This is a genomic window from Buchnera aphidicola (Chaetosiphella stipae setosa) (assembly GCF_964059095.1).
Classification (GTDB): domain Bacteria; phylum Pseudomonadota; class Gammaproteobacteria; order Enterobacterales; family Enterobacteriaceae; genus Buchnera_J; species Buchnera_J aphidicola_BP.
The window spans coordinates 115,328-132,434 of record NZ_OZ060394.1; the positions used below are offsets into that span (position 1 = coordinate 115,328).

General features: G+C 23.7%; 13 protein-coding genes. 7 read left to right on the plus strand and 6 right to left on the minus strand.

Features of this window, described 5'->3' with window-relative positions; translation table 11 throughout:
* Positions 1-18 precede the first annotated feature (18 nt).
* From carA to ileS, 4 genes are all read right to left on the minus strand, one after another.
* Entirely contained in the window at positions 19-1,155 is a 1,137-nt protein-coding gene (carA, locus tag AB4W52_RS00520; RefSeq protein ID WP_367675405.1) for a glutamine-hydrolyzing carbamoyl-phosphate synthase small subunit, read from the minus strand.
* A gap of 114 nt (positions 1,156-1,269) precedes the next feature.
* The gene (dapB, locus tag AB4W52_RS00525; protein ID WP_367675406.1) at positions 1,270-2,076 is read right to left on the minus strand and encodes a 4-hydroxy-tetrahydrodipicolinate reductase; all 807 of its coding nucleotides are present in this window, start codon (positions 2,074-2,076) and stop codon (positions 1,270-1,272) included.
* Between the two features lie 103 nt (positions 2,077-2,179).
* Positions 2,180-2,641: a signal peptidase II gene (lspA, locus tag AB4W52_RS00530; RefSeq protein ID WP_367675407.1), complete on the minus strand. Its 462-nt coding sequence runs from the start codon at positions 2,639-2,641 to the stop codon at positions 2,180-2,182.
* Positions 2,642-5,470 carry an isoleucine--tRNA ligase gene (ileS, locus tag AB4W52_RS00535; protein WP_367675408.1) on the minus strand — a complete coding sequence of 943 codons (2,829 nt, stop codon included), beginning with the start codon at positions 5,468-5,470 and terminating at the stop codon, positions 2,642-2,644.
* Between the two features lie 142 nt (positions 5,471-5,612).
* Between ileS and rpsT the strand changes: the two genes are divergently transcribed.
* The gene (gene rpsT, locus AB4W52_RS00540) at positions 5,613-5,891 is read left to right on the plus strand and encodes a 30S ribosomal protein S20 (protein ID WP_367675409.1); all 279 of its coding nucleotides are present in this window, start codon (positions 5,613-5,615) and stop codon (positions 5,889-5,891) included.
* A 92-nt stretch (positions 5,892-5,983) separates the two neighbouring features.
* Here the strand turns inward: rpsT and dnaJ are convergent, their stop codons facing one another.
* Entirely contained in the window at positions 5,984-7,117 is a 1,134-nt protein-coding gene (gene dnaJ, locus AB4W52_RS00545; RefSeq protein ID WP_367675410.1) for a molecular chaperone DnaJ, read from the minus strand.
* 83 nt (positions 7,118-7,200) lie between these two features.
* Complete coding sequence (gene dnaK / locus AB4W52_RS00550; protein WP_367675411.1) at positions 7,201-9,126, minus strand: molecular chaperone DnaK; 1,926 nt, start codon at positions 9,124-9,126, stop codon at positions 7,201-7,203.
* A 357-nt stretch (positions 9,127-9,483) separates the two neighbouring features.
* Between dnaK and ndhC the strand changes: the two genes are divergently transcribed.
* The 6 genes from ndhC (at position 9,484) to nuoG (ending at position 17,105) form a co-directional block, all read left to right on the plus strand.
* Positions 9,484-9,864, plus strand: coding sequence for an NADH-quinone oxidoreductase subunit A (gene ndhC / locus AB4W52_RS00555; RefSeq protein ID WP_367675412.1), 381 nt, complete (start codon positions 9,484-9,486; stop codon positions 9,862-9,864).
* 37 nt (positions 9,865-9,901) lie between these two features.
* Complete coding sequence (locus AB4W52_RS00560; RefSeq protein ID WP_367675413.1) at positions 9,902-10,573, plus strand: NADH-quinone oxidoreductase subunit B; 672 nt, start codon at positions 9,902-9,904, stop codon at positions 10,571-10,573.
* A gap of 71 nt (positions 10,574-10,644) precedes the next feature.
* Positions 10,645-12,447 carry an NADH-quinone oxidoreductase subunit C/D gene (gene nuoC, locus AB4W52_RS00565; RefSeq protein WP_367675414.1) on the plus strand — a complete coding sequence of 601 codons (1,803 nt, stop codon included), beginning with the start codon at positions 10,645-10,647 and terminating at the stop codon, positions 12,445-12,447.
* A gap of 7 nt (positions 12,448-12,454) precedes the next feature.
* Positions 12,455-12,961, plus strand: coding sequence for an NADH-quinone oxidoreductase subunit NuoE (gene nuoE, locus AB4W52_RS00570; protein WP_367675415.1), 507 nt, complete (start codon positions 12,455-12,457; stop codon positions 12,959-12,961).
* Positions 12,951-14,285, plus strand: coding sequence for an NADH-quinone oxidoreductase subunit NuoF (gene nuoF / locus AB4W52_RS00575; RefSeq protein WP_367675416.1), 1,335 nt, complete (start codon positions 12,951-12,953; stop codon positions 14,283-14,285). The genes nuoE and nuoF overlap by 11 nt, the downstream gene beginning before the upstream one ends.
* A 96-nt stretch (positions 14,286-14,381) precedes the next feature.
* A complete protein-coding gene (gene nuoG, locus AB4W52_RS00580) occupies positions 14,382-17,105 on the plus strand; it encodes an NADH-quinone oxidoreductase subunit NuoG (RefSeq protein ID WP_367675417.1) in 2,724 nt (907 codons plus the stop codon).
* Positions 17,106-17,107: the final 2 nt, after the last annotated feature.

The window sequence follows — 17,107 nt, forward strand, 5'->3', positions numbered from 1 at the left end:
CTCTCTATGTATATGTTTTTATTGATATTTATTTATTTTTTTTATAAATTTATTAAATAGAAAATAAATGTCATGTGGTCCAGGATGAGATTCTGGATGACCTTGAAAGCTAAACATGGGTTTTTGAAGGATTTTTATTCCTTGTATTGTTTGATCGAAAAGAGATATATGTGTTATTAAAATTTTTTTAGGTAATGATTTTTTATCAATAACGAAGTTATGATTTTGCGATGTAATATATATTTTTTTTGTAATTACATCTTGTACAGGATGGTTTGCTCCGTGATGTCCGAATTTCATTTTGATAATTTTAGCATTGTTAGCTAACGCTAAAATTTGATGTCCTAAACAAATTCCAAACATAGGGATATTATATTTTAATAATTTTTTGATAGAATTAATTGATTTTATATTTTTCCTAGGATCTCCATGTCCATTAGAAAGAAAAATTCCATTTGGAGAGAGTTTGAGAATATCTTTATAATTCGTGTTTTTTGGAACAATAGTTATTTTACAGTTTCTCCTTTTTAACATACGTAGCATATTTTTTTTTATTCCAAAATTGTACACTACAATATGGTTTTTTTTTTTATTAATTAATTCTATTTTTTTTTTATCTTCAATGAAAGAATTTGAGTATTTTTCTTTCCATTGATATATATATTCTTTTGTTTTTTTTTTTTTTTCTAAAAAATTTTCTTTTTTATATTTCAAGATTTCTTCATAATTTTTGAAAGTAATTTTTTTTTTTAGACATATAATACATCCTTTTTGTGAGCCTTGTTCTCGAATTTTTCTAGTTAATTTTCTTGTATCAATATTAGTGATAGTTAAAATTTTTTTTTCTAATAGATACTGAAGAAGAGTTTTTTGACTTCTGTAATTACTAGACATCTGAGATATTTCTCGTATTATTAGTCCTTTTGCATGTATTAATGATGATTCTTCATCATCAGAGTTGGTTCCTACATTTCCTATATGTGGATATGTAAAAGTAATTATTTGATTTTTATAGGAAGGATCAGTTAAAATTTCTTGATATCCTGTCATGGATGTGTTAAATACAATTTCTCCTGTTTTTATTCCATGTATTCCAATAGATTTTCCGAAAAAAGTAGTTCCATCTTGTAACATCAAAATAGCTGTTTTATTCAATTTTTTTTTCCTATTTTTAAATATTTATTGAAATATTTGAATATTTTTATAAAATTTTAAAAAATATATACAAATTAAAAATTATTTTTATAAAAAAAATATTTGTTTTAAAATTTATATTTTCAATACATCTTTCATATTAAAAAGGCCATTTTTTTTTTGATTAATCCAAATAGCTGCTTTAATTGCTCCTATAGAAAAAGCTTTTCTATTGAATGCTTGATGTTTAATGGTTAATATTTCTTCTTTTTTTGCAAATATTACAGAGTGATTTCCAATAATTTTACCTGCTCTAATGCTATTAAATCCAATTTCTTTTTGTGTTTTTTTTTCATTTTTTTTTGTTCTATTAAATACAGATACTTCATTAAAATTCCATTTCATGTTTTGAGCAATATTTTTCCCTAAATCTAATGCTGTTCCAGATGGTGAATCTTTTTTATATCTATGATGTGATTCAAGAATTTCTATATCAGAATCTTTTCCTAAATTTTTTGTAATTATTTTGAGAATTTTAAAGATTAAATTAATTCCAACGCTAAAATTAGATGAGTATAGTATACTAATTTTTTCAGATTTCTTTTTAATATCTAAATAATCTTTTTTTGATAATCCGGTTGTTCCAATAATTATTTTTTTGTTATTTTGATAACAGATATTTAAATTTTTTATAGTATTTTTTGGATTTGTAAAATCTATTAAAACGTCAAAATTTAAATTTTTTTTTATATTTGTAAAAATTTTTATTTTTTTATTTTTTTTGGTAATTTTATTTATTTTATGTATATTTTTTAATTGTTTTTTTTTAATTATTAATGATGTTATTTGTATTTTTTTAAAATTTTTTGATTCTTTGATTAAAGATTGACCCATTTTTCCTAATGCACCAGAAATAGCAATTTTAATTTTTTTTTTATTCATTTTTCATTTCTCAAATTTTTGAATACATATATTATAATTTTTTAATTTTTTTAAAAAATTGATGTATTTTAAAAAGTGTTTTATTAATATTTTAAAAATCTTTTTAAATTATTAATAATAATAAACTAAAAAATATATTTATATCTGAAATATTAAATATAGGTAAATGATACATTTTGTAATGACAATCAATAAAATCTATTACATATCCATATTTTAATCTATCATATAAATTTCCTAAAGCTCCACTAATTAAGAAAATATAATTTAATTTATTTCGTTTATTTATCTTAAACAAGAGATATATTAATAAAATTATTAGTATTGAAAAGATTATATTTATGCTATAAAAAAAAACTTTTTTTTCTTTTATTTTTTCTTCAAAGAATCCAAATATGAATCCATAATTTTTTATTTGTTGTATATTCAAAAACGGATTTATAATTTTTTTTGTATTTTTATGACAGTTTAATAAAATTATTTTTTCTAAAAAACAATTTATAATAAAAAGAATAAATATCATGTACAAATATTTTATTTTTTGAATATATTTTATTATTTTCATTTATGCAAAAGTTCTTTTTTTTTCTTTTTTTTTAATATTTTGATAGCATCTATCACAGATTTTTAATATTTCTTGTTTTTTTATAAGTTTATTTTTTTTGTAATAATGCCAACATCTTTCGCATTTATTTCCTATATATGTTTTAAGATTGATTTTTAATCCAGAAATATTTTCATTTTTTTTTATATTTTTTGGTGCATGTAAATAATTTTTTAAGGAGCATTTAGATATTAAAAAGATAAATTTTAGTTCTTTTTTAAAGATTTTTATTTCTTCAAATAAATTTTTTTTAAGATATAATACAATTTCAACTTGTAGTGAATTATTTATATTTTTTTTTTGTTTTTTTATTTCAATCAATTGATTTATTTCATTTTTAATTAAAAATATTTTTTTCCATTTTTTTTTATTTATTGTATTTTGTTTTAACATGAAATGTGATTTTTTGAACCATTCTATTTGAAATATTTTGTTAATATTTTTTTCAAACGGTATATTTTTCCAGATTTCGTATGACGTAAATGGAATGATTGGTGAAATCCATAGAGCAAGAATTTTATTAATAATATATATTGTTGTTTGACAACTTCTTCTATTTGAACTATTTTTATAAGATGTATATAATCTATCTTTGATTATATCAAAATATAGTGAACTCATATCTATAAAACAAAATCGTAATATATATTTTATTACTTTATGGAATTTATATTCTTGATAAGATTTGATTATTTTTTTTTGTGTTTGAAAGGTTTTTTCAATTGCCCATAAATCTATTTTTAACATTTCATTTTCATGTATACGATCTTTTTTGAAATTAAAATCATATATATTTCCTAAAAGAAATCTTGCTGTGTTACGAATTTTTCTATAAGAATCTATTGTTTGATTAATTATTTCGTTAGAAATTGAAATATCTTTTGAATAATTACTAGATGCAACCCATAAACGTAAAATATCTGCTCCGTATTTTTTGATTATTTTTTGTGGATTAATCGTATTTCCAATAGATTTAGACATTTTTTTTCCATATTTATCAATCGTAAATCCATGTGTAATAACTTTTTTGTATGGTATTTTATTTTTGATAATTATAGATAAAATTAGAGAGGACATAAACCACCCGCGATGTTGATCAGTTCCTTCTATATATAAATCTGCAACTCGATATTTTTTTAGAGAAGGATATGTTAAATTAGCATTTATACATCCTGATTCAAACCATACATCTAAAATATCCTGAGATTTTTTATATTTTTTTTCATCATTTCCTAATAATTCTTTTTTATCAAGTTTCCACCATGCCTCTATTCCATTTTTTTTGACAGTAGAATATATTTTTTTTATAAAAAAATTTGTTTTTTTATGTAATAATCCTGTTTTTTTATGAGTAAATACAGGTATAGGAATTCCCCAATTTCTTTGTCTAGAAATACACCAATCTGGTCTTTTTTTTATTAATAATATCATATTATTTTTTGTCCAATTGGGAATCCAGGAAATTTTTTTTATTTTTTTGATAATTTTATTTTTAATTTCTTTAGTATCTATTTTAATAAACCATTGTTTATTTGAGCGAAATATAACAATAGATTTATGTCTCCAGCAGTAAGGATATGAATGTTTAATAATATTATTTTTTAATAAAGATTTTTTTTTTTTTAAAAGATTAATAATTATTTCATTAGATTGAAATATATTTTTTTTATTTAATTTTTTATGTATATTTTTTTTGTATTTTCCAAAAGAATCAATGACATTTTTTGGAGAAATATTATATTTTTTACAAGATTTATAATCTTCTTCTCCATGTGCTGGAGCAGTATGTACACAACCTGTTCCAAGATCGAGAACTACATATTTACTAAGAATTATAGGTAATTTTAAATCTAAAAAAGGATGATTAAATAATAAATTTTCTAATTTTTGTCCATATATTGAATGTAAAATTTTATATTTTTTTTTTTTTAAAATTTTTAAAATTTTCTTTGTTTTTTTTTTTAAAAGAATATATATTTTATTTTTTATTTGAATTATATTATATGTAAAATTAGGATTGATAGATATTGCTTGGCTTGCAGGAAGTGTCCATGGAGTAGTTGTCCAAACAATGATATATATATTTTTAATATTTTCTTCACAATTTATATTAAATTTTTTAAAAAATTTTTTTTTATTTTCATATTTTAAGGAAAAATATATAGAATCAGATTTTTTTTCTTGATATTCTATTTCCGCTTCTGCTAATGATGACTGACATTTTATACACCAATGTGTAGGTTTTTTATCTTGATATAAATAGTTTTTTTCGTGAATTTTTTGAACATTTTTCATAATTTTTGCTTGATTTTTAAAATCCATTGTTAATTCAGGATTTTTCCAATTAGCTAATACTCCAAGTCTTATAAAATCTTTTTTTTGTAATTCGACTTGTTTTAAAGCGTATTTTTTACATTTTTTTCGAATATCCTCTTTTTTAAATTTTTTAAATTTTTGAGAATATTTTTTTTCAATTTTATGCTCGATAGGTAATCCGTGACAATCCCAACATGGTATAAATGGAGTTTTATAGCCAGATAAGTTTTTAAATTTAATAATTATATCTTTAAGGATTTTGTTTAATGCATGTCCTATATGTATTTTTCCATTTGCATATGGCGGGCCATCTTGTACAAAAAATACTTTTTTATTTTTTTTAGAATGAAGAATAATTTTATATAAATCATTTTTTTTCCATTCTTTTAAAATTTGTAGTTCTTTTATAGGTAGATTTCCTCGCATTGAAAATTGTGTTTTAGGTAAATTCAAAGTTTTTTTGTAGTTTTTCATTGTATATCTCTTTATGAAAATATTTTTTAATTTTAAATATTAATATTTTTTTTAAAAAAAATTTTTTTTATATTTTATATAAATATATCATTTTCAGTATAATATATTAATTATAAAAATATTTATATTAAAGGAATTAAATTTGGCGAATATTAAATCATCTAAAAAAAATTCTGTAAGATCAGAAAAACAAAGAAAAAATAATAATAAAAAAAAATCTATTATTAAAACATATGTTAAAAAAGTGAAATTATTCATTTCTTCTAAAAATTTTCCTCAAGCTTTATTTTTTTTTAAAAAAATGCAATCTTTAATTGATAAGTATTCTATGAAAAATATAATACATAGAAATAAGGCAGCGAGATATAAATCAAATTTATATATAAGAATACAGAAAATTGGAAAAGACTTGAAGAAATAGTTGAATAAAGAAATGTATGATATAAAAGCAGAATTATTTCTAAATAAATAAAAAAATTTTAGAAATTAATGCTGCTTTTTTTATAAAAAAAATCATCTTGTAAGATTGTCAAAAAATTTTTTTACGCCATCAAAAAATCTTTTTGAACGCGGATTATTTTTTTCTTGTCTATGAGATTTTAAGCTATTTTTAAATTCATTTAATAAATTTTTTTGATATGCATTTAAATTAATTGGAGTTTCAACAACTATTTTACATAATAGATCTCCCGTTAATGAACTACGAATTGACTTTACTCCTTTTCCTTTAACTCGAAATAATTTTCCTGATTGAGTTTCTTCTGGAATTTTAAGTTTTATTTTTCCATTTAAAGTGGGAACTTTGACTTCACCACCTAGAGCAGCCATAGGAAAACTAATTGGTATTTCACAATATAGGTTGTTATTTTTTCTTTTAAAAATATTATGTTTTTTTACTTTTATTAGAATATAAAGATCTCCTGGATTTGATCCATTTTCACCTACTTCTCCTTCATTATTTAATTTTATTCTATCATTGTTATCTACTCCAGGAGGAATTTTAATAGCTAGTTTTTTTATTTTTTTTATTTTTCCGAGTCCATTACATAAAATACAAGGATTTTTTATAAAAATACCATGTCCTCGACATGATGGACATGTTTGTTGTACTGTAAAGAACCCCTTTCTCATATGAATATTTCCTGTTCCATGACAGGTATTACAATTTTCAGGTTGTGTTCCTACTTGTGCTTTTGTTCCATGACATGAATCACATCTTTGAAAGGAAGGAATATGAATTTCTTTTTTTGTTCCTTTCACTGCTTCTTCGAGGTTCAAAGTAATTTCATATTCTAAATCTGATCCTTTTTTATATTTTTTTTTTCTATTTCCAAAAATATCACCAAAAACATCTCCAAAAATATCACCAAAATCTGTTGAAGTTGTAAAAGATTCATGAAAATCATGTCCTGATGTATTTTCTTCAAAAGTTGAATGTCCATATTGATCGTAATTTGCTCTTTTTTGAGGATTAATTAATATTTCATATGCTTCTTTTATTTCTTTAAATTTTTTTTCTGAAATTTTGCTGTTTTTATTACGATCTGGATGGTATTTTACTGCGAGTCTTTTATATGCTCTTTTAATTTCTCTATCAGTAGCAGAACGCGAGATATTTAAAATTTCATAATAATCTTTTTTTGCCATATATTTATTATTTGTCCCTATCAGAATGTAATACAAAGGAAAAACGGGCATTTGCCCGCTTATATTAATAAAAGATATTTTAATTAATTTTTATTTTTATCTTTAACTTCTTCAAATTCAGCATCAACAACATTTTCATCTTTATTTTTTTCTTTATTTGTAGATTGTTTTTTTGTATTTTCATTTGTAGAATTATTTTTTTTTGTTGCTTCTATTAATTTTGAAGAATGTTTTAATAACTCTTGTATTTTATTTTCAATATCTTTTTTATCTTCTTTTTTTAAAGAATTATCAAGATTATTTAATGCTATTTCGATATTTTTTTTATCTTCTGGATTTAATCTTTTTTCACATTCTTTTAATTGTTTTTTTGTACTATGAGAAATTTGATCTCCTTGATTTCTAATTTGAACAAGTTCTTCAAATTTTCTGTCTTCTTCTGCATTTGCTTCTGCATCTGAAATCATTTTTTTTATTTCTTCTTCTTTTAATCCTGAAGAAGCTTGAATTGTTATTTTTTGTTCTTTTCCTGTTTTTTTATCTTTTGCAGATACATGAAGTATTCCATCAGCATCAATGTCAAATGTAACTTCGATTTGTGCCATTCCACGAGGAGCAGGTTCTATTCCATCTAAATTAAATTGTCCTAATGATTTATTATTCGATGCTTGTTTTCTTTCACCTTGTAACACGTGTATTGTTACTGCAGTTTGATTATCTTCAGCTGTTGAGAAAATTTGACTATGTTTTGTAGGAATTGTTGTATTTTTGTTAATTAAAGCAGTCATCACTCCACCCATAGTTTCAATTCCTAAGGATAATGGAGTTACATCTAACAATAATACATCTTTTACATCACCTGCTAATACTCCTCCTTGTACTGCAGCTCCTACAGCTACTGCTTCATCTGGGTTGACATCTTTTCTTAGTTTTTTTCCAAAAAATTGTGAGACTTTTTTTTGCACTAAAGGCATTCTTGTTTGTCCGCCAACTAATATAATTTCATGAATGTCTTTAATTGAAAGTTTAGCATCTTTTAAAGCCATTTCTAATGGTTTTATTGATTTTTCTACTAAATCTTCTACAAGAGATTCTAATTTTGTTCTAGTTATTTTTATATTTAAATGTTTAGGTCCAGTAGAATCTGCAGTTATATAAGGAAGGTTGACAGTTGTTTCTTTTGCAGATGATAATTCAATTTTAGCTTTTTCAGCAGCTTCTTTTAGTCTTTGCATAGCTAAAGAGTCATTTTTTAAATTAAATCCTTGCTCTTTTTTAAATTCTTCTACTAAATAATTTATTAGTCTACTATCAAAATCTTCTCCTCCTAAATGAGTATCTCCGTTAGTTGCTAAAACTTCGAAAGTTTTTTCTTTATCTACTTCGTCAATTTCAATAATAGAAATATCAAATGTTCCACCTCCTAAATCATATACAGCTATAGTTTTGTTTCCTTTATTTTTATCTAATCCATATGCTAATGCTGCTGCAGTTGGTTCATTAATAATTCTTTTTACTTGTAAACCAGCTATTTTCCCCGCATCTTTTGTTGCTTGTCTTTGAGCATCATTAAAATATGCAGGGACTGTAATTACTGCTTGAGTAATTTTTTCTCCTAAATAATCTTCTGCAGTTTTTTTCATTTTTTTTAGTACTTCAGCTGATATTTGAGGAGGAGCGATTTTTTTATTTTTAATATTAATCCAAGCATCTTCATTTTTTGCTTTAATTATTTTATATGGCATTATTTCAATATCGCGTTGTACTTCTTCATCTTGAAATTTTCTTCCAATTAATCTTTTAATAGCAAATAATGTGTTTTTAGGATTTGTAATTGCTTGTCTTTTAGCTGGTTGTCCTACAAGTATTTCTCCATTTTCAGTATATGCAATAACTGAAGGGGTTGTTCGATCTCCTTCAGAATTTTCTAGAACTTTTGCTTTATTTCCATCCATAATTGCAACACAGGAATTGGTTGTTCCTAGGTCTATTCCAATAATTTTGCTCATATTTTTTCCTATATAAATTATTTCAAAAAAAAATTTAGAGTGTTTTTTTTTAAATTATTTTTTTTTTTTAAAAATTTATGAAATTTTATAAGAATGCTTAATTTTGTATTGATAATAATTAAGATGGGGTCTTTTTAAAATACCTCAAGTCTTTTTAGAAAAAATTATTTTAAAATGTATGACATGAATGGTTTTTTAAAAAATTTTTATTATTATTTGTTTTAAAAAAAAATTTTTAACAATGTTATTATATTTAAAATAATATTTTTTATATAAATTAATATTATTAAAGTATTTTTTTTTTTATAATATATTCTAAATATTATTTATAAATTTTTTTTAAATAAGAAGGCAGATATGGTTAATTATGACATTATGAAATATATTGGTGTGATTTCTTTTATTTTTTTTATAATTTGTTTTTGTTGTATAGTATCTTTTTTTAGTTATATATTAGGTGGTCGTTCTTATTCTGATATTCAAGATGTTCCTTTTGAATCTGGAGCTCCGGCAACTGGAGATGCAAATTTAAGATTTTCTATAAAATTTTATTTAATAGCAATGTTTTTTGTTATTTTTGATATTGAATCAATGTATTTATATTTATGGTCTGTTTGTGTTAAAGAGGTTGGTTGGTTTGGTTTTGTTGAGATTTCTTTATTTATTTTTATGATATTATTATCTTTATTATATTTATTTCGTATACAAGCATTGTCTTGGATTTCTAACAATCATTAATATTTTAGATGATTTAATTTTTAAGAGAAAAATTTTTATGAAATATACTTTAACAAAAATTCATTTTAATAAAAAAAATATATCAAAAGATATTAAAAAAGATTCATCTAATATTTCAAAAAGTAATTTATTAAAAAATAATATATTTTTTTGTAGTTTAAAAAATGTTTTACATTCTATAGTAAATTGGGGGCGTAAAAATTCTTTATGGCCGTACAATTTTGGATTATCATGTTGTTATGTTGAAATGGTTACATCTTTTACTTCTGTACATGATGTTTCTCGTTTTGGATCAGAAGTTTTCCGTGCTTCTCCAAGACAAGCGGACGTTATGATTATTGCTGGTACTCCTTTTATTAAAATGGCTCCGATTATTAAACGTTTATATGATCAGATGTTAGAGCCTAAATGGGTTATTTCTATGGGTTCTTGTGCTAATTCTGGAGGAATGTATGATATATATTCAGTTGTACAAGGAATAGATAAAATATTGCCTGTAGATGTATATATTCCAGGTTGTCCTCCTCGTCCAGAAGCATATATTCAAGGTTTAATGCTTTTACAAAAATCTATTTCTAAAGAAAAAAGACCTCTTTCGTGGATTGTCGGAGATCAAAAAATATATAAAGCAAATATGCGATCTCAAAAAGATAGAAATCGTACAAAAGTTAATGCTATGTATGATTTTAAAGATCCAAATAAAATTTAGTTAAAATTTTTTAAACTAAAGTTTTAAAAATTTTATTAAAGAATTTTTTATAATAAGGTGTTTAAAGATTTATGACAGACGTAAATAAAAAATATTTTTATAAAAATAAAAAAAATGATCCTAAAAAATATTTTCATTTTTCTATTATTAAAAAATTATATAGTTTTTTTGGTCCAAAAAAATTTTTAGTTCAATCAAAATTTATTGATTTTCCAATTATTTGGGTTAAAAAAGAAAATTTATTACAATTTATTAAATTTTTATGTGAAAAAAATAAATTTTACGATATGTTATTTGATTTACATGCAATAGACGAAAGAACTCGAATTAATAAAATAATTTTTTTGAAAACAGATTTTTCTATATTTTATCATTTTTTATCAGTTTACGATAATTCAGATCTTATTATTAAAGTTCCTTTATTAGAAAACGATTTAACTATTGATACTATTACAAAAATTTTTCCAAATGCAAATTGGTATGAAAGAGAAGTATGGGATATGTTTGGTATTACTTTTTTAAATCATCCTAATTTAACTCGTATTCTTATGCCGAGAAATTGGGTAGGACATCCTTTAAGAAAAGATTATCCTGCGCGTGCAACTGAATTTTCTCCATATTTTTTAAATCAAGATATAGAAGAAAAAGAAATGAAATCTTTAGAATTTTGTCCAGAAGATTGGGGAATGAGTAGAACGCAAAATAATGAAGATTTTATGTTTTTAAATTTTGGTCCTAATCATCCTGCTGCTCATGGAGCTTTTAGAATTATTTTACAGTTAAAAGGAGAAGAAATTATTAATTGTGTTCCTGAAATTGGATATCATCATCGTGGGGCTGAAAAAATGGCTGAACGACAAACATGGCATAGTTATATACCTTATACTGATAGAGTTGAATATTTAGGAGGATGTATTAATGAGATGCCTTATGTTTTAGCTATTGAAAAGTTAGCAGGAATCACTGTTTCAAAAAGAGTAGAGTGTATTCGAGTAATGATTTCTGAATTATTTCGTATAAATAGTCATTTATTGTATATTTCTACTTTTATTCAAGATGTAGGATCAATGAGTTCTGTATTTTTGGCTTTTACTGATCGTCAGAAAGTATATGATGTTATAGAATTTATTACTGGATTTAGAATGCATCCTGCATGGTTTAGAATAGGCGGATTAGCACATGATTTACCTCAAGGTTGGAACATTTATTTAAAAAAATTATTAAAATGGATACCTAAAAGATTAAATTTTTATATTAAAGTTGCTTTAAAAAATAGTATTTTAATATCTCGTTCTAAAGGAGTGGCTAGATATTCTAAAAAAGAAGCTTTATCTTGGGGCATCACAGGAGCTGGATTACGTGCAACAGGAATAAATTTTGATATTAGAAAGGCTAGACCATATTCAGGATATGAAAATTTTGATTTTGAAGTTCCTTTAGGTGATGGAAACAGTGATTGTTATAATAGAGTTATGATTAAAGTAGAAGAGATTTATCAAAGTTTACGAATATTAAAGCAATGTTTAAAAAATATGCCTGAAGGTCCATATAAATCTGATCATCCTTTAACTACTCCTCCATCAAAAGAGAATACGTTACAAAATATAGAAACTTTAATTACACATTTTTTACAGGTTACTTGGGGTACTATCATACCGCCAGGAGAAAGTTTTCAAATGATTGAAGCTACTAAAGGTATTAATAGTTACTATATTTTTAGTGATGGAAGTAATATGAGTTATCGTACAAGAATTCGTACTCCAAGTTTTCCGCATTTACAACAGATTCCGTCTGTAATTAATGGTAGTTTAGTGTCGGATTTAGTTGTATATTTAGGAAGTATTGATTTTGTTATGTCTGATGTAGATAGGTAAAATAATAATGAAAAAAAAAATATTTAATCGAGAAAATCATATTATTTCTTCTTTAATAGAAAAAGAAATACTTTCAATTCAAAATCATTATATAGATAATAAAGCAATTGTTATTGAATCATTAAAAATTATTCAAAAATATTATGGTTGGGTTTCTAATAGTTCGCTTTTGTTTCTTTCTAAGATTCTTAAAATTCCTGTAAGTGATTTAGAAAGTATTGCAACTTTTTATAGTCAAATTTTTAGGAATCCTGTTGGTCGGTATGTTATAAAATTTTGTGATAGTGTTGTTTGTTATGTATCTGGATACAAAAAAATACAACACGTGTTAGAAAAAAAATTAAGAATTAAATGTGGAGAGACAACTAAAAATAATAATTTCACATTATTACCAATTTGTTGTTTAGGAGCATGTGATAAGGGTCCTGTAATTATGATTAATAATAAAACTTATTTTTTTGTAACAGAAAAATCTATTATAAAATTATTAGGTTCTTTAGAAAATGAAAAATAAAAATTTATTAGAAGATAAATGTCCATTGACATGGCGTTTTCGAGAAGATAGAAAAACTGTTTGGATTAATGAATATATCAAAAAAGATGGTTATTCATCTTTAAAAACAGTTCTTAGAGATTTAGAACCAAAGGATGTTCTTGAAAAAGTATCTAATTCCGGTTTAAAAGGAAGAGGAGGAGCTGGTTTTCCTACTGGATTAAAATGGAGTTTAATGCCTAAAAATGAAGGTAATATAAAAAACAGAAGATATTTAATATGTAATGCTGATGAAATGGAACCTGGAACTTATAAAGATAGATGGATGATAGAAAATTGTCCTCATCAATTAATTGAAGGTATTATAATTTCTTCTTATGCTTTAGGAGTTTCTTGTAGTTACATTTTTTTACGCGGAGAATATTTGAAGCCAGAAAAAGTATTAATACAAGCAATTAATGAAGCGTATAAAAATAAATTTTTAGGAAAAAATATTTTAAATAGTCTATTTTCTTTGGATATTTATTTACATAGTGGTGCAGGAAGATATATTTGTGGTGAAGAGACTGCGTTAATTAATTCTTTAGAAGGAAAAAGAGCAAATCCAAGGTTAAAGCCTCCTTTTCCGGCAAATATAGGTTTGTGGGGTTTTCCTACTTGTATAAATAATGTTGAAACTTTATCAAATATTCCTATAATTATTTCTCATCCAGTGGATTGGTATAAAAATCTTTCTAAAAATGAAGATTCAGGAACAAAATTAATGGGTTTTTCTGGGCAAGTAAAGAATCCAGGAATATGGGAATTACCTTTTGGAATTACAGGAAGAGAGTTGTTAGAAAAATATGCTGGAGGAATGAAAGATAATTTAAAGTTAAAAGCTTGGTTGCCTGGAGGTGCGGGTACGAGCTTTTTATTAGAAAAACATTTAGATTATCCTATAGGATTTTCTACTATACAGAATTTAGGTAGTAGATTAGGTACTGGATTAGCACTAGCGATAGGTCATAATATTAATATAGTTTCTTTAGTTTTAAATTTGGAAATATTTTTTTCTCGAGAGTCATGTGGTTTATGTACTCCTTGTAGAGAAGGATTACCTTGGGTGGTAAAGATTTTACATGCAATTAAAAATAAGAAAGGAAGTGTTGGAGATATAAAAATTTTGAAAGATTTATGCGTACAAATGAGTCCTGGAAATACTTTTTGCGCTCATGCTCCAGGGGCTGTGTCTCCTTTGTATAGTGCATTAAAATATTTTTATTCAGAATTTGAATCTGGAATTCAAAAAAAAAGTAAGATTTTTGTCAAAAAAATTTCCGGGATTCAGTCAAACATGAAATAAAAATATTGAGAGAAATATTACACTTTTAATATAAAAGTTTAAAAAAAGAATTTTATTAAAGAATAATATTTTATTAAGAAAATTGGAAAATTTATTATGGCAAAAATTTATATAGATGGAAAAAAATATGATGTTAATCCATTAAATAACTTGTTGCAAGCATGTTTAAATTTAGGATTAAATATTCCTTATTTTTGCTGGCATCCTAAATTAGGAAGTATAGGAGCTTGTAGACAATGTGCAGTAAAAAAATATCAAAGTAAAGAAGATAGTACAGGAAGAATTGTCATGTCATGTATGACTCCTGTAGAAAAAAATTCTATAATTACGATTAATGATTCTGATTCTAGAAATTTTCGAAAAAGTATTATTGAATTATTGATGTTAAATCATCCGCATGATTGTCCTATTTGTGATGAAGGAGGAAATTGTCATCTTCAGGATATGACAGTGCTTTCTGAACATTATTCAAGAAGATATCGTTTTTCTAAAAAAAAATATAAAAATCAATATTTGGGTAGTTTTATTTCTCATCATATGAATCGTTGTATTTCATGTTATAGATGTGTTCGTTATTATAAAGATTATTCAGGAGGAAAGGATTTTGATGTTTATGGTTCTAATACAAATTTGTATTTTGGACGTTTTAAAAGTGGAGAATTAGAAAGTGAATATTCTGGAAATTTAATAGAAATATGTCCAACAGGAGTGTTTACAGATAAAACTTATGCAAAAAATTTTTCTAGAAAGTGGGATATGCAATATGCTCCTAGTATTTGTTCACATTGCAATGTTGGTTGTAATATTATAGTAGGGGAAAGATCTAATCAAATTAGACGTATTGAAAATAGATATCATGAAGAAATTAATAATTATTTTTTATGCGATTTAGGAAGATTTGGATATGGTTATTCTAATATAGAATATAGACCTAAGAAATGTTATATAAAAAAAAATAATATTTTAGAGGAATGCGATTCTAATACAGCTTTAAAAAAGGTTATCAAAATTATTAAGAATTCTTCTTTAGTTTTAGGAATTGGTTCATCTAGAGCAAGTATTGAAACAAATTTTTCTTTGCAGAAATTAGTAGGAAAAGAAAATTTTTCCACAGGTATGTTAGATATAGATCAAAAATGTGTATCTTTAATTTTAAAAATATTACAACATGGGAATATTCATATTCCATCCTTAAAAGAAGTAGAAAAATATGATGCTATTTTTATTTTAGGAGAGGATATTACTCAAACTTCTTCTCGGTTAGCTTTATCTATTCGGCAAGCTTTGAAAAAAAGATCAAAAAGTTTATTAAAAAAAAATAATTTACATGAATGGCATTCATTTGCAGTACAAAATCTTCCTTTAAATAAAAAAAAATTTTTGTTTACTACAAATATTGATGATACTAAATTAGATGATATAGCGGATTTTTCTTATAGAGCAAATATTCAAGATCAATCTTATTTTGGATATTGTATTTTTAAAAATTTACAAAAAGATTTTTCTTATTCAAACATGTTAGATGAGAATTTAAGAAAAAAATCTTTATATATATCTCAAAAATTATTGCAATCTAAAAAAATATTAATTATTTCTGGATCGCATTCTAGAAATATTTCGTTAATAAAGACTGCTTATAATATTGCATATTTTTTAAAAAATTTAAAATTGCAAGTTGGATTAATTTTGTTAACTCCGTCTGTTAATTCTATGGGTTTATCAATTGTTAATGGTGTATCTTTAAATAAAATTTTTCGTAAAGTTAAGAATAAAAATGCTGTCACTTTAATAGTTGCAGAAAATGATTTATTTTTTTCTTATCCTTATTTATATTTAAAAAATATTTTTAAAAAATTTCAAAATATTATTGTGTTAGATCATCAATTTACTAGAATGAAAGAATTTGCAAGTGTATTTTTACCTGCTGCAAATTTTTTTGAAAGTTCAGGAACAGTAGTAAATTACGAACTTCGTGCGCAGAGATTTTTTCAAGTGTATGATGTTTCTTTCTACGACAAATCTGTTTCTATACTTTCTTCATGGAAATTTTTAAATTTTATTTCAAGTAAATTATTTCAAGATAATAGATTGATTAAAAATTTAGACGAAGTTATTGAAGATTGTTCTAAAAATATTTCTTTTTTAAAAAAAATAAAAAAATCGGCTCCAAATTCTTTATTTAGAATTTTTGGTCAAAAAATTCCTCGTTCTCCTCAAAGATCAAGTGGTAGAACAGCTTTACGAGCTGATATTGATGTGCATGAAGTGCAACCTAAATTTGATACAGATACAATGTTTTCATTTTCTATGGAAGGAAGTTCTATTCATAATAAAAATGTTTCGTGTATTCCTTTTATATGGTCTCCAAATTGGAATTCTGGAAATGGTTTACATAAATATCAAAAAGAAATTTCAGGGAGTTTATTAGCTGGAAATCCAGGAAAAATTTTACTTTCTCAAAATAATAATACAGGGAAAATAGATTATTTTAAACATATACCTAGACGTTTTACAAAAAAAAATGGTTTAGTTATTGTTCCATATTATTTATTATTTGAAAGCGAAGAATTAAGTCAATATTCAGATATTTTTAAAAGAAAAGTAGAAAAGAATTTTTTAAAAATTAATGAATTGGATGCGCAACGTTTAAATTTATCTAATCATAAAAAAGTTTTTTTTACTTATTTAGATGAGATGTATGAATTTTTTTTATTTTATTCAAAAAATTTATCTGTAGGTCAAATTGCTTTGCCTATTGGAAAAAATAAAACTTCGATTTTTTTAATTGGAAAAGAAATACAAGATTTGAGGGAAGTATAAAA